Origin of the sequence: Paenibacillus sp. 2TAB19 (genome assembly GCF_052115185.1) — a bacterium.
In the GTDB taxonomy this organism is placed as follows: Bacteria; Bacillota; Bacilli; order Paenibacillales; family Paenibacillaceae; genus Pristimantibacillus.
This window is the reverse complement of the sequence record NZ_JBFRGE010000054.1, coordinates 1-17,732: the sequence shown is the minus strand read 5'-3', so window position 1 is coordinate 17,732 and position 17,732 is coordinate 1. Positions and strand designations below refer to the sequence as shown.

The 17,732-nt window shown below is 47.5% G+C and carries 13 protein-coding genes; 2 read left to right on the top strand and 11 right to left on the bottom strand.

From position 1 onward, the window contains the following. Positions 1 to 103: 103 nt before the first annotated feature. From AB4Z33_RS21485 to AB4Z33_RS21435, 11 genes are all read right to left on the bottom strand, one after another. A complete protein-coding gene (locus AB4Z33_RS21485) occupies positions 104 to 1,237 on the bottom strand; it encodes a response regulator (RefSeq protein ID WP_442051843.1) in 1,134 nt (377 codons plus the stop codon). Continuing rightward, positions 1,234 to 4,353 carry a hybrid sensor histidine kinase/response regulator gene (locus AB4Z33_RS21480; protein ID WP_442051842.1) on the bottom strand — a complete coding sequence of 1,040 codons (3,120 nt, stop codon included), beginning with the start codon at positions 4,351 to 4,353 and terminating at the stop codon, positions 1,234 to 1,236. Before AB4Z33_RS21480 ends, AB4Z33_RS21485 begins: the two co-directional genes overlap by 4 nt. 183 nt (positions 4,354 to 4,536) lie before the next feature. After that, the gene (locus tag AB4Z33_RS21475; RefSeq protein WP_442051841.1) at positions 4,537 to 4,917 is read right to left on the bottom strand and encodes a (deoxy)nucleoside triphosphate pyrophosphohydrolase; all 381 of its coding nucleotides are present in this window, start codon (positions 4,915 to 4,917) and stop codon (positions 4,537 to 4,539) included. A 315-nt stretch (positions 4,918 to 5,232) separates the two neighbouring features. Continuing rightward, entirely contained in the window at positions 5,233 to 6,015 is a 783-nt protein-coding gene (locus AB4Z33_RS21470; RefSeq protein ID WP_442051840.1) for a hypothetical protein, read from the bottom strand. A gap of 9 nt (positions 6,016 to 6,024) precedes the next feature. Continuing rightward, on the bottom strand, positions 6,025 to 7,740 hold the full coding sequence (locus AB4Z33_RS21465) for a DEAD/DEAH box helicase family protein (protein WP_442051839.1): 1,716 nt from the start codon (positions 7,738 to 7,740) through the stop codon (positions 6,025 to 6,027). A gap of 12 nt (positions 7,741 to 7,752) precedes the next feature. Then, complete coding sequence (locus AB4Z33_RS21460; RefSeq protein WP_442051838.1) at positions 7,753 to 10,335, bottom strand: ATP-binding protein; 2,583 nt, start codon at positions 10,333 to 10,335, stop codon at positions 7,753 to 7,755. 37 nt (positions 10,336 to 10,372) lie between these two features. After that, a complete protein-coding gene (locus tag AB4Z33_RS21455; protein ID WP_442051837.1) occupies positions 10,373 to 11,455 on the bottom strand; it encodes a DNA cytosine methyltransferase in 1,083 nt (360 codons plus the stop codon). Between the two features lie 348 nt (positions 11,456 to 11,803). After that, positions 11,804 to 13,291 carry a 23S rRNA (uracil(1939)-C(5))-methyltransferase RlmD gene (gene rlmD / locus AB4Z33_RS21450; protein WP_442051836.1) on the bottom strand — a complete coding sequence of 496 codons (1,488 nt, stop codon included), beginning with the start codon at positions 13,289 to 13,291 and terminating at the stop codon, positions 11,804 to 11,806. A gap of 114 nt (positions 13,292 to 13,405) precedes the next feature. After that, positions 13,406 to 14,314 carry a diacylglycerol kinase gene (locus AB4Z33_RS21445; RefSeq protein ID WP_442051856.1) on the bottom strand — a complete coding sequence of 303 codons (909 nt, stop codon included), beginning with the start codon at positions 14,312 to 14,314 and terminating at the stop codon, positions 13,406 to 13,408. Between the two features lie 60 nt (positions 14,315 to 14,374). Continuing rightward, positions 14,375 to 15,154, bottom strand: coding sequence for a sirohydrochlorin chelatase (locus tag AB4Z33_RS21440; RefSeq protein WP_442051835.1), 780 nt, complete (start codon positions 15,152 to 15,154; stop codon positions 14,375 to 14,377). A 6-nt stretch (positions 15,155 to 15,160) separates the two neighbouring features. Beyond that, entirely contained in the window at positions 15,161 to 15,451 is a 291-nt protein-coding gene (locus tag AB4Z33_RS21435) for a YerC/YecD family TrpR-related protein (protein WP_020619046.1), read from the bottom strand. Between the two features lie 267 nt (positions 15,452 to 15,718). Here AB4Z33_RS21435 and AB4Z33_RS21430 point away from each other — a divergent pair, with 267 nt between their 5' ends. Beyond that, positions 15,719 to 16,297: a hypothetical protein gene (locus AB4Z33_RS21430; protein ID WP_442051834.1), complete on the top strand. Its 579-nt coding sequence runs from the start codon at positions 15,719 to 15,721 to the stop codon at positions 16,295 to 16,297. A gap of 193 nt (positions 16,298 to 16,490) precedes the next feature. Beyond that, positions 16,491 to 17,156: a helix-turn-helix domain-containing protein gene (locus tag AB4Z33_RS21425; RefSeq protein WP_442051833.1), complete on the top strand. Its 666-nt coding sequence runs from the start codon at positions 16,491 to 16,493 to the stop codon at positions 17,154 to 17,156. Positions 17,157 to 17,732 lie beyond the last annotated feature (576 nt).

Here is a 17,732-nt window from a genome sequence, read left to right as displayed (position 1 = left end):
TTGATGCACGCTATGGTGACATTATAACGGGAGCGTTGTTGCAAAATTGTTGCAAAACAAAAAGAACCCGCTTAGAAATGCAGGTTCCTTCGTGCGATAGGATTCAATTCGAGAAAGCGCGAAGCAACGCGGTGAGCTTGTCGCCCGGAACGGCTCCCAGTTCGGTATGAATCAACTCGGCATATGCTTCATAGTAGGCGGCCGCGCGCTTGGAACCGCCAATGCGATGCTGCAGCTTCAGAGCCGATTCCCGTAGCGATTCGTCGTAAGGGTCATGTTCGACCAGCAGATCTGCTAACCGCATCGCCTTGAGCGGCTCCGCCTCGACTCGCTCGTAATATAAGAGCAGCTTCTTCCCCAGGTGCAGGAAGTACTGACGATACTGCTTGCGGTAAGGCTCGCACCAGGTGCCGTCGAACTCCTGTAGGAACGGTCGGCTGCAACGGAGAACAAGCTGTTCGACATAGGCTAGATTGTCCTGGATCGGCTCGACGGCATCCAGCACGAAAAGCTCCAATTCCGCCGCGTCCACCGACGGCGCTTCATCGGACAAAACCAGTCTGTAGCCGTTTCTGACGGAAGCCAGCGCCATTCCCGAACGGCAATCCCGTAACGTCTTGTTGATTCTGCTAACCGTGCTACGAAGGTTGATTCCCGCCTTCTCCTCATTCTGGATCGGCCAGAGCGCCTCGAACAACTCCCACTTGCTGACCTCTTTGTCCAAAGGCTGCAGCAGCATATACGCGAACAACTCCGCGCACTTGGCCGTCACCCAGCGAACCTGCTCGAGGGCATCATCCACATGCAGCGCGAACTTGCCGAACAGCGCGGCAACGGCCGTCTGTTGTCCTGTGCTGCCGACCGCCACTCCGCGATGCTGCCGTCTCTTGCCGACGCGTTCCAGCGTACGCTCCAAATCCTCCTCCATCACCGGCTTTAACAAATAATCGAGAGCATTCACCCGGAAAGCGTCGATCGCGTATTGATTGTAGGCGGTAATGAACACGACTTCCATGTCGAGCTTGTCCGCATAGACCCGCTCCGCGATTTCCAATCCGCTCAGCTCCGGCATTTCGATATCGAGAAATAGGACATCGGGCTGCAAAGCCTTGGCCATTCCAAGCGCCTCGTGAGGATTCACGCAGCGGCCCAACACCTTCACGCCGGCTTGAACCAACATTCTGTCCACTTGCTCGGCAACGAGCAGCTCGTCATCTACGACAATCGCTCTTATCATCCTGCATCGTCCCCCTCTTCGTCAGGTCCGGCCTTGCCCACGCTGGAAGGAATCAGGAAGGCAACGGTCGTCCCCTTGCCCTGAACGCTCTCCACCAGCAAGCCTTGCCCGAACTCGTTCATGAGCCGCTTATGTACGTTAATCAGACCGATGCTTCCTTCCAGCCGCTCCGGCTTCGCGATTCGATTCAGTTGCTCTTCGGTCATGCCGACCCCATCGTCCAGTACAGCCATACGCAAGCCCTGCGGCTCCAGCTTCGCCCGAATGACCACCGTGCCTCCCGACAGTCGCTTCATAATGCCGTGACGAATCGCGTTCTCGACCAATGGCTGAAGGAGCAATGCCGGAATCAACGCCTCCGTTCGGACATCCACATCCCATTCCACATTTAGACGCGAGCCGAAACGCGCCATCTCCAGCTCAACATAGGATTTGGTGAGAGACAGCTCCCGCTTCAGACTGACCTTGGCATGCCGGGGGTCCAGATCGAAGCTTAGCCGCAAATAGTTGCTGAATTCGCCCAGCAGCTTGCCTGCCCTCGGGCCGTCGCTGTAGCATAACGAGATAATACCGCTCAAGGCGTTGTATATAAAATGCGGCTTGATCTGCGATTGCAAAAATAACGTCTCCATGTGAATGGCCTGTTCCACGGCTTCCTTCAATTGAAGCATCGTCTGTACCCGAGCCAGCAGCTCCTTGCCGCTAAACGGTTTCACCAGAAAATCGTTAGCCCCCRCTTCGAGGCCCATCGCGATATCAGCCGGCGAGCTGCGTACCGTCAGCAGTATAACGGGCAGTTTGTAGAGCGGGTGCTCCTCCCGAATTCGCCTGCACACTTCATACCCGGAAAGCTCGGGCATCATCACATCGAGCAGGACAAGCGACAGATCGCCGCGATGCTCCTGAATAAGCTTGAGCGCGTCCGCTCCGTTATAAGCCACGAGAACGTGATAACGACCAGGCGCGAATAACTCCCGCAGTACCTTGATATTGGAGGCATCATCATCCACCAGCAAAATCTTCATCTTTGGGGATCGCTCCATCGCGTGCGGAGACGACTCTTCAGCCGTCAGCGAGCTTGACCCGGATAGCAGCGGCGGTTCCTCGCTGACAGCGGCTTCTGCCCAGGCCCCCTCCATTTCGCTTTGCGCTGCCGACGCCTCCGGCAGCCGCAGCTCGAACACCGAACCTCTTCCCCGCTCCGACCACTTCAATTCCAGATCGCCGCCCATTTGCATCGCAAGAGCCTTCGATATTTTCAGACCTAGACCGGATGATTTAAACATCGGATCCGCCGGTTCTTCGCCGCCTTCGTACAGGTGGGCTTTGAATAGCTCCTGCTGCCGTACCTCGCTCATCCCGGCACCGGTGTCCGTGAACGTCAGGCTTAGCCAGCCTTCTCGCGACTCTGCGGCCACCGCCACGCTTCCCCGTTCCGTATATTTCAACGCATTGCCGACCAGATTCACGAGAATTTGCTTCAGGCGGTTCTCGTCTGTGAACAAATAGTAGGCTCCCGGAGGCACCTGATTGATCAGCCTCACTTGATCGTTCCTGCGCATAATGGTTAACGCTTCGAGCGTAGCCTGCACCGTGCCGCTCACGTCGAAATGCCGATTCTGGAAAGCCAGGCTCCCTAGCTGCAAGCTCTGAAAATCGATAATATCGTTCACCAGCGTAGACAGACGGTTTGCCTGGGCAATGATGAAGTTCAAGTTGTCGCGATGCCGATGCGCCATCTCTTCGCCGCTCTGATCGATGACCACCTGCGCCAGATTAATAATGCCGTGCAGCGGCGTTTTGAACTCGTGGGAGGTGTGGATAAGAAATTCGTCTTTTTGGCGATCGTACGCAATGAGCTGTTCGGCCAATCGCTCGTTCCGCACGAACGCGTCGCGCATCCGGTCCGACATGAGAAACGATTGCGATAAAACGAGAAGCAGCGGCGTGACGATCATATAGTACGGGTTGTCGAGCGCCAGCTGATAGCGCGTCTGAGCATATACCCAGCTTATAATAAGGAAGAATAGACCGAGCAAAATATAGTAAACCTGAACCCCGCCATTCCGATTACGAAAAATCCAGCGAATCATGAAAGCGAAGGTGATCAATTGCAGGACGATCCCGATCCAAAGAACATCGACCAGGTATTCGTTCGGCAGAGCAATCAGTACAATCAAAAAGACGTAGGAGACTCGTCTCAGCCACTTATATTCCGTGCTCGCCTTAAGGTCCAGGTACAGATAGACATAGAGAGTAAACGAGAAGACGGATACGTAAGGCAGAATAAAGAGCATTTTCTGCAACAACAGAAAGGATATGCCCGGGAACAGGGTTGCCATCACGATTTCGTTGTCGATGCTGAAGAACAATCCTAATGACAAGCAGAACAAACTGAAGCAGACGAGATAAGGCTCTTTCTTCCATTGCTTGAACGTACCTGCGAAATAAACCCCGAACACTAGCAGCGCGGTGATGACAATCATATCTGCCAGACGGGTATTATCGCGCCTCGCCATTACTTCATCCGTTAATCCGAATTCCGGCGCTTGCACCAATCCGCCTTCCAAATAGCGGTAGCTAGCTATCTGAATGATAACGTCAATGGTATTGGTATCCGCTTTGATCGTGCCGAACACCGGAAGATTGCTTGGTACGAATCGATCTGCCGACAAATCCGGTTTACCGGAACCGCCTAGGTCCGATCCATCCATATAGATACGGCTGGACATGCGAATTTTTTTGCCTCTAAGGCTATAGAAATCAGGCTCGCCAACTTCAACTCGCAGACGATACGTACCCGCGCCATACCCGCTGCCGGAGGAAACGACGCCCTTCCACCCTCCGGGAACGCTAACGATTCTGCGCTCTGCTTCGAGTGTATTGTCGCTTGAGTGAAAATCTTGCGGAGTCAGCAGCTTGTTCTCGTAAAACTCCCACTCTCCCCGCAGCGGTACAATTCCTTGCTTCGCAAAATCCCAATGACTGGCGTCCAGTACCCCTCCTCGCGCTTCCGGGTACTGAAACGTAGGATTCACCCATTCATAGATGAATAGCGATATAACGACGGTAAAGACAACAACCATGCCGATTAGAACTGTCAATTGCTTTCTCATTGCGTCCATTTCCCYTTTTCCCATAATCTTCATTAGCACATTGACCTAAATATACTACACCCTGCGTTGGTTTTTCACTTTTTTTAGCCATAGAGTTCCAAAAAAAGACTCCCCATACTGTAGAGAGGTTTCGTATTTCACCTGTCTATCATATGAGGAGCCTATCAATTCATCAGCAACCTTCTATTCATTTAACATCCTCAAAAAAGGAACATCCGCAGGAGCAAACGTATACTCCTCGAACTCCTCCGTCCCAACCCACCGATAATCATCATGATCCGTCAGCACGAACTCCCCGCTCACGAAGCTCGCTTTATATGCGATGAGCTTGATCATCACCGTCCCGTAATCGTGCTTATTGGCGCCGACATACGCATAAGGCTCGATCGTAATGCCCATTTCCTCCAGTAGCTCTCTCCGCAAGCAGTCCTCGGGCGATTCTCCCGGTTCCAACTTGCCGCCGGGAAACTCCCACATGCCCTCCTGCGACTTCCCTTTGGCTCGCCGTGCAATCAGTATTCGACCCGCTTCATCCTCAATAATGGCAGCCGCTACTTCTATCATTTCCGTTCACATCTTGATTAATTGACAATATCCCTCTTACACCCTACAACGTATATAGAGGTCTCGAAAAGTTCGGAGAACTTCTATACGAAACCTCTATCATGTGGTCAAGAATTGTTAAATCTATTCTTCATTATGCCTTTTCAAAAACTCAGTTACTATACGAACGTTATTATACTCTGCCTTTTTAATATTACGTCTCATTAATTTTACGCCCGCCTACTTAACTGTCATTCCGAGAATACATCTTCAAAATTATATCAAATGAAGATAAGTAAAAAAGGGAATGGTATATMCCGTATTTCCCCTTAATCGTCACCAATCGCCATGCATTAATACCTTTTCGCTGTATATTACAGTAAGGTTTTCTGGTCCATATATGACTAGCTGTTTTGGGAAAATATCATCGCTCTCGATTTTAACCACTTTGAAAGCCTGCCCGGAAATATCAATTATTAGTTGTTCAATATCATGTACAATGAGCAAAGGACCAGAGGTCCCTTGACTAATCCCTTGCACCAATTTTCWTAATACAATAACTATACCTTCGCTTTTAAAGATCGCATAATGCGTATCTAATACATCAGGCTCTTGTTTTATGATTTCTTTATAATATTTAATTGCATCACTTAATTTGCTGCAAAAACACAAGACTGTCTTTGTGGGTATAATTCCGGCTGTGTTTGTGATAGATCCAGTCAAGATATTTGTTTTAATCATACTTGCCGTTTCAGGATCAACTTCTTTTTTTGTGCCATATGGATGTGTTCTCTCTTTTACCCAAACAATATGCTTTTTGTTCTTTATCTTAAGCCACTCAATGTAAGGTAAGTTCGCTAATATAGTTTCGGGTTGATTCCTGCTTGATCCACCACCCTCCAATATCGACTCAACATGAATCGGTCTTTCACTCGAAAGTGCTTGAACAATTCGTTTTATCTCGGACAATGGTCTTTTTATTTGCTTTCCTTTTATATTCTCAATTATCAATCCGTTTTCTGTAACATCTAGTAAAGTAATTTCCGAACCCGGGATAATGGATACGAGCTTCTGATTTTTTAGTTTTTTCAAATCTTTTACAACATCATAGAAATCCATCAGATCACCTTACCTGTCTATTAGCGGCGGAGGAAATTTTAGGATGTGGTCATCTTCTTTAGCATCTTGTATTGTCGCGACATCCTGAAGCCATTGACCTAAAAAATTTTCAGCTTTCTTATCTTCCCCAGCTACATTCATAAATTTAACTGGATTGCCGAGTTCCAAATATACTGGCGCTCCTTCTAAAGATTGCTTTAATTCAAGCCCTGCAGCAAACCTGCGAATATCAGAAACGAAATCCAAAACAATTACTTTCTTTTTACCGGGACTTATTCTAAGCCCCCTCCCCAATTGTTGTATAAAGATTCGTCTACTATGCGTTACTCGTTGAAAAACAAGAATGTTGACGTCCGGTACATCAACACCCTCATTAAAAATATCCACAGCACACATTACTTGAATTGTACCAGCATGGAAATCGGCTAGCATACGATTCCTCTCGGCAGCAGATAATCTAATTCCAGAAGTATTACCAGAAAAAATAGCTTCAGCACTCGCAAATCCCATAGTATTGATTTTATCTCTCATTGTCAAAGCATGGTCAATTGTTGAACAAAAAACTATGGCCCTAGGTTTGTCTACTTCATTCCACGTATTTTTTAGTTTATATATTACAGCATCGTCCCATTCTCTAATAAACAATCTCCGGTTTAGAGCTTTTGGGGTTAATTCATGTATATCTGCAAGTGACTCCCAATTAATATTATCTACAAACATCCTATAATCAATATTTGCTAAATAGCCGTTCCTCAGGCCTTCAATAATGCTTAGACTTACCAGTTTAGGTCCGAAAATATCCTCAACCTTCTCATCATCACTTCTCCATGGGGTTGCTGTGATTCCGAGTAAAAATGCCCCCCACTTTTTCCCTGCCTGGGCTTCATCTAATACTTTTTTATAGGTTGCAGACCCAGCATGGTGGCATTCATCTACAATAATCATGTCATACTTTGCTGGCAATTCATTTGTTCGTGAAATATGTTCTGCTATAGAATCGAGACAAGCAAATGTAAATAAAGACTGGTTGGGATATCCTTTTTCATATCCATTCCATAAAGTTGAATTCATCGTTTTATCCATAAATGGCCAAAATGCTTTTTCTAGCTGATAAACTAATTCATTTGTATGAGCAAGCACAAGTATTTTCTTAGGACGTATTTTTTCAGCCAGTTCTAAAATTCTCCTAGTTGATTCAGCAGCGACAAAAGTTTTTCCCAAGCCAGTAGCAAGAACTATCAAAGCCCTCTTCAGTTCATTGTTTTGATATGCTTCAACAATACTGTCGATTGGTTCTTCCTGATATTGTCTAGGGTTTCTTAGATATGGACTTTTTATTGTCAAACGATCCCAATCTTTTTTTAGCTTATACCTGTCCCACAATTGGAGATTTATTTGATTTGCTAGCAAAGAAGCTTGTTTTCTCTTCACTTCATCAGTAAACATTTGATTAGTTGCAATAACCGGTACATTAGCTTTGTAGAATCGGGCAGCTTCAACCGTTCTATCGACAACATCAATACCAACATTACCAGATTTCCTGAATTTAACTTGTACTAGCCACCTATTCCCTGAACGGTGTGCCAATATGTCTGCACCGTGGTCATTGCTCTGTCCCACAATCCGTATATCTTCAAAACCAGAATGATGCATTAAACGGGCAACATTCCTCTCCAAGGATTGCCACGGGCCTAAATTCAACAGATTGTCATCAATAAATGACATATAAACCACTTCCTATATCAGCTTCTTACTCAGTAATTCTAATGTCTGATTTACCCTTTTGGTGTAGCCTTCATCAGGATTTCTGTTTTCGTAGTAACCTAATATATCTTCAAGGAAGTTACGGTATTTATTCTTGATATGATTTCGTATCTCGGTGACAGTAGACTGTGCAAATACATTCAAATCAATGTTCAAGTACGAATCAGTCCAAAATTTACCATCAAAAAACTTTTCAGCATATTGTACAATAAGTTTGACAATCAGTCTATTTGATAAGTAACCTAAAAATTTGCCTTCCTCAATAACCTTAGTTATTTGTGAAGGGTCGAACCCATTACTTACAAGCGTTAATGCTAGTTCGTGTTTTTCTTCGGGCAACATATTATTTTGAATATCTTCAGATTCTGATTCTAAAAGGTATGGTAATTCTTCTTTTATCCTTTTGAAAAATGCTTCTATTCGGTTTCGAGTCTCATTTGCATCTATAGCTAAGCCTGCCCCCCAATGAGCTGCTCTAATAATTTCCCAATATAGACTACTTATTGACCAAAGGTGCATTGAATCTCCTGACATATGCCTACTATTTTGATCCTGTATCCATTTTGCCAATTCAACTGCAATAACGTCCTGTGCTCTAACTTGATACTTAGTAAAAATGGGATGTTTTGTATCGATAAATATATTAAGTGTCTCAGTCTTATGAATAATCAGCGGTGTTGTTTTGCCTTCCCTCTCTAATCCTGTTCCATGTTTTAAGGTATAAACATTTACCGCAGTCGTTGCCATACTAGCACTACCTGGCAAATTAATTGCAAAGGTTTGAATTGATAGTTCATCGCTCTTAATAGAATTCTCTAATAGATGTTCCTTATTAAAAGGATTTTGTTCTCCTTGTTCACGATGACAGTTGCGACAAACAGTTGCTTCAGGAGGATTCTTCCGCGCACAAAACGAACATTGCCATGGTTCAACAGGAGTTGGTACTTGAGAAGTTCCACAATGAGAGCATTCCGTTGTTGAACGAGGAATCAAATTACCACATTGACTATTTAAGCACGCTTTACCGATTAACACTCCTTTACATTCCGGACAAACTTCACTTGTTGAAACACACTGAAATCCACAATCTGGGCACTCAACTGTATCATCTGTCGGTTTTTTATCTGCATCTTCAACTAGCTTCCACCAGTTTTCATCATCATAGTAACCTTGAACTTTTTCCTGAAATTTCTGGTAGTATTCACGTTCAATTTCCCTAGGTATCCTCTTAGCCTTCTCTGCACTAGGCTCCCAATAGCCCATATACATGTCTTTAGTACCGAAATCCCTTACCCTCCTGTAGCCTTGATACAACATGAATATAGGAGACCTGTTTTCTTCACCCGACTCTGCCGCTTTTTCTGGCTGTAATGATGTGTTTCCTCTTAAAAACCGAATAGCTTCTTCCCACTCAGATGAAGTCTTTTGGAAGTCTTGTTTTAAAAAATCTGTTGGAACATGATTCAAATGCACTTCTCCAACAATACGACCATATCCACCTCCAGAATCTATAGGATAATCTTTAATCGAGTATCCCAGGTTGTCAGTCCATGTAAAAAACGATTCCTTTTCGGACTTTCTTATCACCCTGCCGTTTCTAATTAGATCTACTCCATATTCATTTGGATCATCAAACCGTTGAATACCAACCCAACCATACACACGATGCTCAATAGTTTTTGACTCGGTATTGGGGCCACACTTTTCACACATTGCACCTTCAATAACGGGCTTGAAACATTTTGTGCACCGCCGCTCGATTCGTAAGACTTTGTCAAATCTATAGACAGCAGAAATCATCCCCCATCTATTATGTTTTACTACTCTGTGGTCTGCCCAAATACAATGTTCAAATGCTGGACACTCAGTATCGTTAATGAAAATTTTTAGATTTTTATGACGTATGTAAGTAGAATATCTTCTACCAATTTCAGAGGTGATCTGTGGAATGCCGAGTTTAGATAGTTTCGCAATGAAACCTGCATTCTGAGTTCCTTCTTCCCACCAACGATCAATTTTTATGATCGTACCGTTCTGATGAGGGTGCGTTTTCTGCTTTAGTCTTTTAGGCACATCATAAGTATTTTCATTTACCATTCTCTCTAGATCTATGGTAATCTCAACTGAATCACTATCTTCTTTTCTCGCAGAAGTCACCACAGTTCTTTTGCCGAGTTTACCAGTAGAGATATTAAAACCTAATCCAAACAAACCCAGTCTATCGAAAGGGTTTTTATCAGTATACCCTGCTTTCAAAGCTTTAACTAATTGTGGAAGACTCATTCCAATTCCATTGTCGATTACTAAAAGCACGCCTTCGTTATTACGAATTTCTGAATTTCTTGGCAGTTGAATTTGAATAACTGGATTGGGGATGGGTCTGCCATCCCTTTCAGCAGCGATAAAACTATCTATAGAGTTATCTATTAACTCACACAGTGCGTCAATCGGTTTCATAGGATTGTTTGTTATAGCAACAAGAATTCGCGGGTCAGGATTTACATTTACTGTTTCTTCAGACAAATCATCTTTTGTATACGCTTCGTTGACATCCATTTATAATCACCTCTATCGTTTTTTGATAACTTAATATTTATACTTTACTTTTATCTTTTATTTCAAAATAATTATCCAAAACTTCCTTCACAGATATTGCTATTTTATTCGCCAGTTCAGTCGGGACTCCATTACTGATCATCTTAAACATACTTTGTAATGTCATATCTTCAGGGAAATTGTACCAGTCAGGAACTGATTGTAGTCTTAACGATTCCCGGACAGTTAGTCTCCTAGGCAACGTTGGATGTAAATGCACTTCGTTATTACCATAAGCTACAGTAGGACTGTAGCGAAATCGATGTAACCGTTTAAATGATTTCCTCCGATCATCACCTTCATCAATAATCAAAAACTTCTTTGATTTAGGCTTAAAGTGTACTTGATTATTTAATTTTTCCATCTCTGCTATATTACCAATTCTGCTATGAACAGTTAGCTGATAATAAGGACCTAGTTCCTTTATTAGTTTGCTCTCGTTTAAACTCGAACCAAAATCATCCTTTTTGGACCACATTATGTTTTTTTTAGGATCATTAAATACTGGTTTTGGCCATTCAAATTCATTTGAACCATATTTCAACAATTTTTTAATAATATCCTTTTTAAAAGCTACGATAAAGACCCTTGATCTATCTTGTGGTATTCCATAATCAAGGGCATTTAACACATTAAAATATGTTTTATATCCTAGTTCATCAAATTGTTTTAATAATGGTTCTAAGGCTTCAGTTCTATGCTTCTTTCTTTTATATAAAGTGGCAACATTTTCGAACACAAAAAAATCAGGTTTACGGACCTTTATTTTATCAAGAAAATCCCATACTAGTCTGCCCCGTTCACCTTCTACTCCGGTATTGTTTGAATTTCCTGCCGAAAAGTCCTGACAAGGTGGTCCTCCGATGATCCCATGACACTTTGGTAATGTATTTGCTGGAACCTTCGATATGTCATGAACTTCCACATTCCCATTTTCTTTGAAATGTTGATTAAAATTATAATTATGAGCTCGAACAAATTCTGGATTTAATTCATATCCTTTGATAATTTTAAATCCAGCTTCAACGAAGCCTATATCCATAAAACCAGCACCAGAAAATAATGAAACTAATTTATACACTATATACTTCCTCCTAAATATGTAGCCGAAACCAATGTTAAGATACATTTATATGACGTAACTTCTACATGCAGCAAAGCTAAATTGTGTTATTTTACTGACGGAATAAATACGTATTCGACATCTGCTTAGCTCGTCCTGCAATCGAAACATCTAATCCGAACATATCGTTAGACCTTATTCTTTCGACCCAGCACTTATCGTCAAACCTCATCTTAGCCTTAAATTTCACATATCATGTTTACAGCTTACTACAACTCATCCAAAGTGTCGTTGTTATACCACATATTCTCAAACTGTTTTTAGCTCAACACCTTACACAGTAAGAGACTCAGAACTATACTATTTCTAACGAGCGAGCAAGCAGACGGATTCAACATGCGTCGTATGAGGAAACATATCCACCGGCGTTACCTCAACCGTCCGATACCCGCCATCCTCAAGCACTCTAAGATCCCTCGCCAACGTCGAAGGATTACAGCTTACATACACAACGCGCTTCGGCTGCATCTTTAGGATCGTCTCGAGCAGCGCTGGATCACAACCCTTGCGCGGTGGATCGACGACGATGACGTCGGCGGTGATACCTTCCTCACGCCAGCGCGGGATAACAACCTCCGCAGGTCCCGCTTCAAACATAGCATTCGCAATACCGTTCAACTCCGCATTCCGAGCAGCATCCTCAATCGCTTCCGGCACAATTTCAACGCCGTAGACACGGCCTGCCTTCCGAGCGAGGAACAACGAAATCGTCCCAATGCCGCAATACGCGTCAATGACATCTTCGCTGCCCGTCAGACCCGCATACTCTACCGCTCTTCTGTACAGCTCCACCGTCTGCACCGGATTGACCTGATAAAACGATCTAGCCGAGATCGCGAAGCGAATGCCGTCTAGCTCGTCATAGATAACATCGCTTCCCCACAGCGTGCGGGTTTCGTCGCCGAAGATGACGTTGGTCTCGCGCGTGTTGACGTTCTGCACGATGCTCTTCACGCCCGGCAGCTCCTCGCGGATGCGCTCTACCCAGCGGTCTGCCAAAGGTAGCTTGCGAACATTCGTGATCAGCACGACCATAATCTCGCCCGTTACGACGCCTGTACGAGCCATGACATGGCGCAGCACTCCCTGGCCTGACTCTTCGTCGTAAGGCGTGACGCCTAGCTCACGGCCGATGCGCTTGACGACGCGGACAACCTCGTCATTATGCTCGTGCTCAATGAGGCAATCGTCCATGTCGATGATTCGATGGCTGCCGCGGGCGTAGAAGCCGGCGATCAGCTCGCCGCTCGCGTTATGCGTGCCGATCGGCACGCTCGCCTTGTTGCGGTAGCGCCAAGGCTTGTCCATGCCCACCGTCGGATGGACCACGATCTCTCCCGCACCTGAAGCATCTGCCACACCCTCGCCCGCTACATTCAGCTTCCCGATCCGCACGAGGTTATCGACGACATGCTGCCGCTTCCAAGCCAGCTGCGCTGCATAGTCGAAATGCTGCAGCTGGCAGCCGCCGCATTCCTTATAAATATCGCAAGGCGGCTCCTGCCGATCCGCGCTCTTCTCCAGCAATTCCACCAGGCGGGCGTAGCCATACTGCTTCTTCACCTTCATCACTTTCGCGCGTACGCGCTCGCCGGGCAGCGCCCCTTGGATGAACAGCGTGAAGCCTTTCGCCCGGCCTACGCCTTCGCCGTCATGGGTGAGGCCGATAATATCGAGCGTCACCTCTTCGTTCTTCTGGAATGGCGCGTCTGCCCGTTCCTTCTCGGCCGCCGCACTGCGCCCTCTATTTGATCTTCCGTTATAGCTGCCGCCCTTGTTCGTACCTTTACGCATGTAATCTCTCCGCTCTGCCTTCATAGCCGTCCTTAATCAAAAATCTAACTCCTATCATACAATACGGCCAGCCTCTTTGCACCATTCGCATGGTCATGAGACTAGCCGCAGCGACTAACGATATGTGGAAATTCCCGTTTCATCGGCAAAAATCTGAAGATGCGACGGCAGCACCGAGAACGTGCACGGCAATACGCCGCCATATTCGCCGTCCAGATTGATCTGAACGTAATCCGGCGTCGTCACCTTAAGCTCATTCGTCCGGAAGTGGATGACATGCGGATCATTCAGATGCTCTCCGCGCAGCGCTAGCGACACGAGCTTGATGAACTCCGGCAGGTTACACTTGCGGATGAGCAGCACGTCGAGCAAGCCGTCATCGAGCAACGAATCCGGAGCGAGCCGCTCGAAGCCACCTACGGAGTTGCTGTTGCAGATGAGGAACATCATGAACTCGTCGTGGAACTCCCCGACGCCGGCCGCTTCGAACTTCAATTCGGTCGGGCGCAGGCGGGTCATTTTCTCCAGACCCTTCATATAATAAGCAAGCTGCCCAACCATCGTCTTGAGCTTGCTCGGCACATCGTAGGTCAGCTCCGTAAGCGAGCCGCCGCCGGCAATGTTAATAAAGTATCGATCATTCGCCTTGCCCACGTCGATCGGACGCGTATATTGCTGAATGATGAGGTCGCAGGCGTACTCCCAATGCTTCGGAATGCCCGTCGCTCTGGCAAAATCATTCGTCGTCCCCACAGGCAATATGCCCAGCGGAGGAATGTTCGGCTTATTCGCGAGGCCGTTGATCACTTCATACAGCGTGCCGTCGCCGCCAGCCGCGATAATCATATCATAGCCGCGATCCGCAGCTTCGGCCGCAGCCATCGTCGCATCGCCTTCGCCGATCGTCGCATGGCAGCTCGTCTCGATGCCGCCCTGCTCCAGCTTCTGCAGAATGTCCGGAAGACGCCGCTTCATCTCTTCTCTTCCCGATGTCGGGTTATAGATAAGCCTTGCCCGTTTAATACTCATATGCACTCACACCCCTGATTCCGATCCAGCACTCTATTTATCCTATTCCAATAATCAACCATTCTCTCCATCCAGCCAACTCGTCATCTGCCGCGTCAGCCACCGTTCTATCGCCGGATTCGGCAGCATCGCCCGTCCGTTATACCGATAGTCAAGTCCAGCAAGACGAGTCGGCACGACATGGCTTGTAAAATAACCCGGACTCAGGAACAGCGGCACTACGATCACCGCCAGCTCAGGATGCTCGCTCTGCATAGCCGCAAGCTTAGCCGCAGCTTGATCGGGGAGCAGCATCGCATGCTCCGACTTAGTGAAGCCGCCGAGCGCCTTCAGCCGCGCTGCTAGCAACGAAAGACCACGCTGCCAGCGCTCATGGAACACCTCCTCCTTGCTGCCATGCCCGATCAGCAGCACCGCTTCACGCTCCGGTGCCTCGGACAGCGCGGCAATGTTAGCGAGCAGCAGCTCGGCAATGTCCGGATCGTCGTCGATCGGCGAGCCGTACGTCACCTTCGCCTCTACACGGAACGTGCCGAGATCGCCTTCGAGATCGGAAACCCATGGCAGACCGAACGCCTGCCCGATCTCGTCCACATGCGTGCTTCCGGATGAGACGAACAGCGGCACGACTAGCATATCCGTAACGCCGGCCTTCTCCAGCTCATCGATACCATCCTGAATAAGCCGTCCTTCCACGATCTCCAGGAAGGACGACACAATAGGTACGCCTGCAAGCCGAGGCGATGAGGAGGCTTGCTTAACAGCAGCATCAACGAGCTCCACCCAGCTTGCTTCCCTGGAGCCGTGACTTATAACGAGAATGCCCGATTTCATACGGGCTTACCTTCCAAGACGCTCTAATGCCATTTTATACCCGTCGTTGCCGTAATTCAAACAGCGCTTAACCCGCGAGATCGTTGCCGTGCTGGCACCCGTCTCCGCTTCGATCTGATTGTATGTACTGCCCTTGCCGAGCATACGCGCGACCTCTAGACGCTGGGACAACGACTGAATCTCGTTCACCGTGCACAGGTCGTCAAAAAACACATAACATTCCTCAACCGACTTCAAAGTCAGAACCGCTTCGAACAGTTGGTCAATCGCTTTATCGTTCAGCTTCTTAAGCTGCATGAGCATTCACTCCATATTTATAGGGTACGATCCAATCACTCGAATAATCGAACTATCGCTAATATTGTAGCTTTTTTGGACTATTTTTTCAAACATTACCGTATTCACGCTTTACAGGGTGGAAGAGCTCCTCGTGAAAGCCGCACATCGCCATTCGCGATACAAGCACAGGGCGAATATCATGGAAAAAGTTGCTCAATCGGGGCATTCGTCCAATCCGACCAAACGCCTATGCATAAACTAATAAAAAAAAGGGTTGTGATCCGTGTGAATTATCGCAATAACCCGAGTGCCGGCGATCAACAACAGTTCCCGACACACGGCACCTATCGCCATGGGCAGAGCCAGCACAGCCAGTCTTACAGGAGCAAGTCAAGCGGATTCAAATCCAGCGGGGCCAAAATGGTAGATGCGGAGACGTCGGCCATCCTCCCTGTCATTCCGCCTCCTTCACCGGTTGTCGTTCCGACGCAGGATATGCTGCCCTCTATTCCCACGATACCGAAGGATGCGACGCTTGGCGAGCTCGTGGAGGCTGCACCGGCCATAACGAAGACCGGCGGCTTCTCGCTTTCCAGCTTAGGCGATATTAAAGGCTACATCGATCGAATGGGTGGTATTGACGGTATTCTCACGACAGTGGGTAAGGTGCAGAAGGTTATGTCCAGCGTTTCCCAGATGGCGCCGCTTGTCAAAGTACTGCTTGCTTCCTTCAAAAAGTCCAAGGACGACGATGACGGCGATGCAGCCGATTGGAAGCCTCAGCGCAAAAGACGCCGCAAGAAGTCTGCCGCCGGCCGCAAAGGTGCGCCGAAGCGCCCTGTAGCAAAGAAGCGTCGCCGTTAATAAAACCCGACGTCCGTTCCGAAGCAACTTTACGGCAACTTTAGATTCGCTCGTCCTGCTTGCCGAACACTCAGCCTTTCGTTATGATACATCTATAAGTAACTATTCGGAGTGAAGAACACCCCGGCTTTGGCGCGTCACGCGCTGCGGCTTGGGGTGTTTTGTCGTTCCTATCGACGAAGGAGGAACTAACTTGCATCCTAATCTGCTTCGCTTTATTGAATCATTCGAGCATGAAGCCTCGCTCACCGGCAAGTTCCGCAGCAAACTGGATAAAACGGCGCTTGTCTTCCTCGAGCAGGTATGGGGAGCAGCATTCGATTACAACTATGATGGCCTGCGCGCGGAGTTCCCGTTCATCGATCACAAGGGCGGTCAGCGCTTCGCGGACTTCGTCTTCGTGAAAAATGGCATCCGCCTCGCCATCGAGCTCGATGGCTTCACGACGCATGCCAGTCAGATTACGCCCGGCGAGTTTAACGATCATCTCACCAGGCAGAACGCTCTTGTCCTGTCCGGTTGGCTGCTACTCCGCTTCTCGGCTTGGCAAGCTGCCCATGATTCCCAGCGCTGCATCGCCCAGATCAAGCAGGCGATCGGCCACTGGTGGTCGGTCGCCTATAACGGCCAATCCGGATATGACGCCAAGCTGTGGGAGACCCGCAAGACGCTGCTTATCCAACTAGCTAGACGGCGAGACGCCAAGCTGAAGCCAAGCGAGGTCGCCCGCGAATTTCAGATCAGCAACCGGACGGCGATCGACTGGCTGCGGCGCTACGAACGGGAAGGAATCTTCTGTGGACAAACCTCGGGACAGCGGCGCATCACCTTCTACACACTCTCTATCCCCAATAATTAGCGAATATTCTGTTAATATGTGAATAAGTGACTGAAAATGCAGCAAGGCTGGATCGCTTGTCCACTTGTGGATAACGTTCCAGCCCTCCGTCCACAGCAATCCGCACTACTCGAACGCTCATTTATGCTATCCACAAGCTGCTGCACACTGCCACACACTGATTCATCTCCGTTCATGCACAGCTGTGAGCGGTTTGTGCATATCCCGTCCCCGAATACGTGAGGTTATCCTCACCCCCAATGATGCTAGACTCACTAATTCGTTGCAACACAACCACTCGACCATCGAATAGTGAGGCAAACCTCATTCCTCGTGAACCTAGGTTCACGACAAGTGAGGTTTACCTCACTGCTCCGGCCAGAAGCTCCATTAAGGCGGCAATTAGTGAGATTCRCCTCACTATWTAATGAGCTCCGTCACACACAAGCCAGCCCAAGCAGGAAGCAGCCAAGTTCAATAGYAGGTTACTCTGGCACCATACCCGACACGCACCACCACAGAGCGAGCTACGCACCAACCTTACCATCMCGCACCCACACACACCGATCTATGAGCATARCCTCATCTCCAATGAGG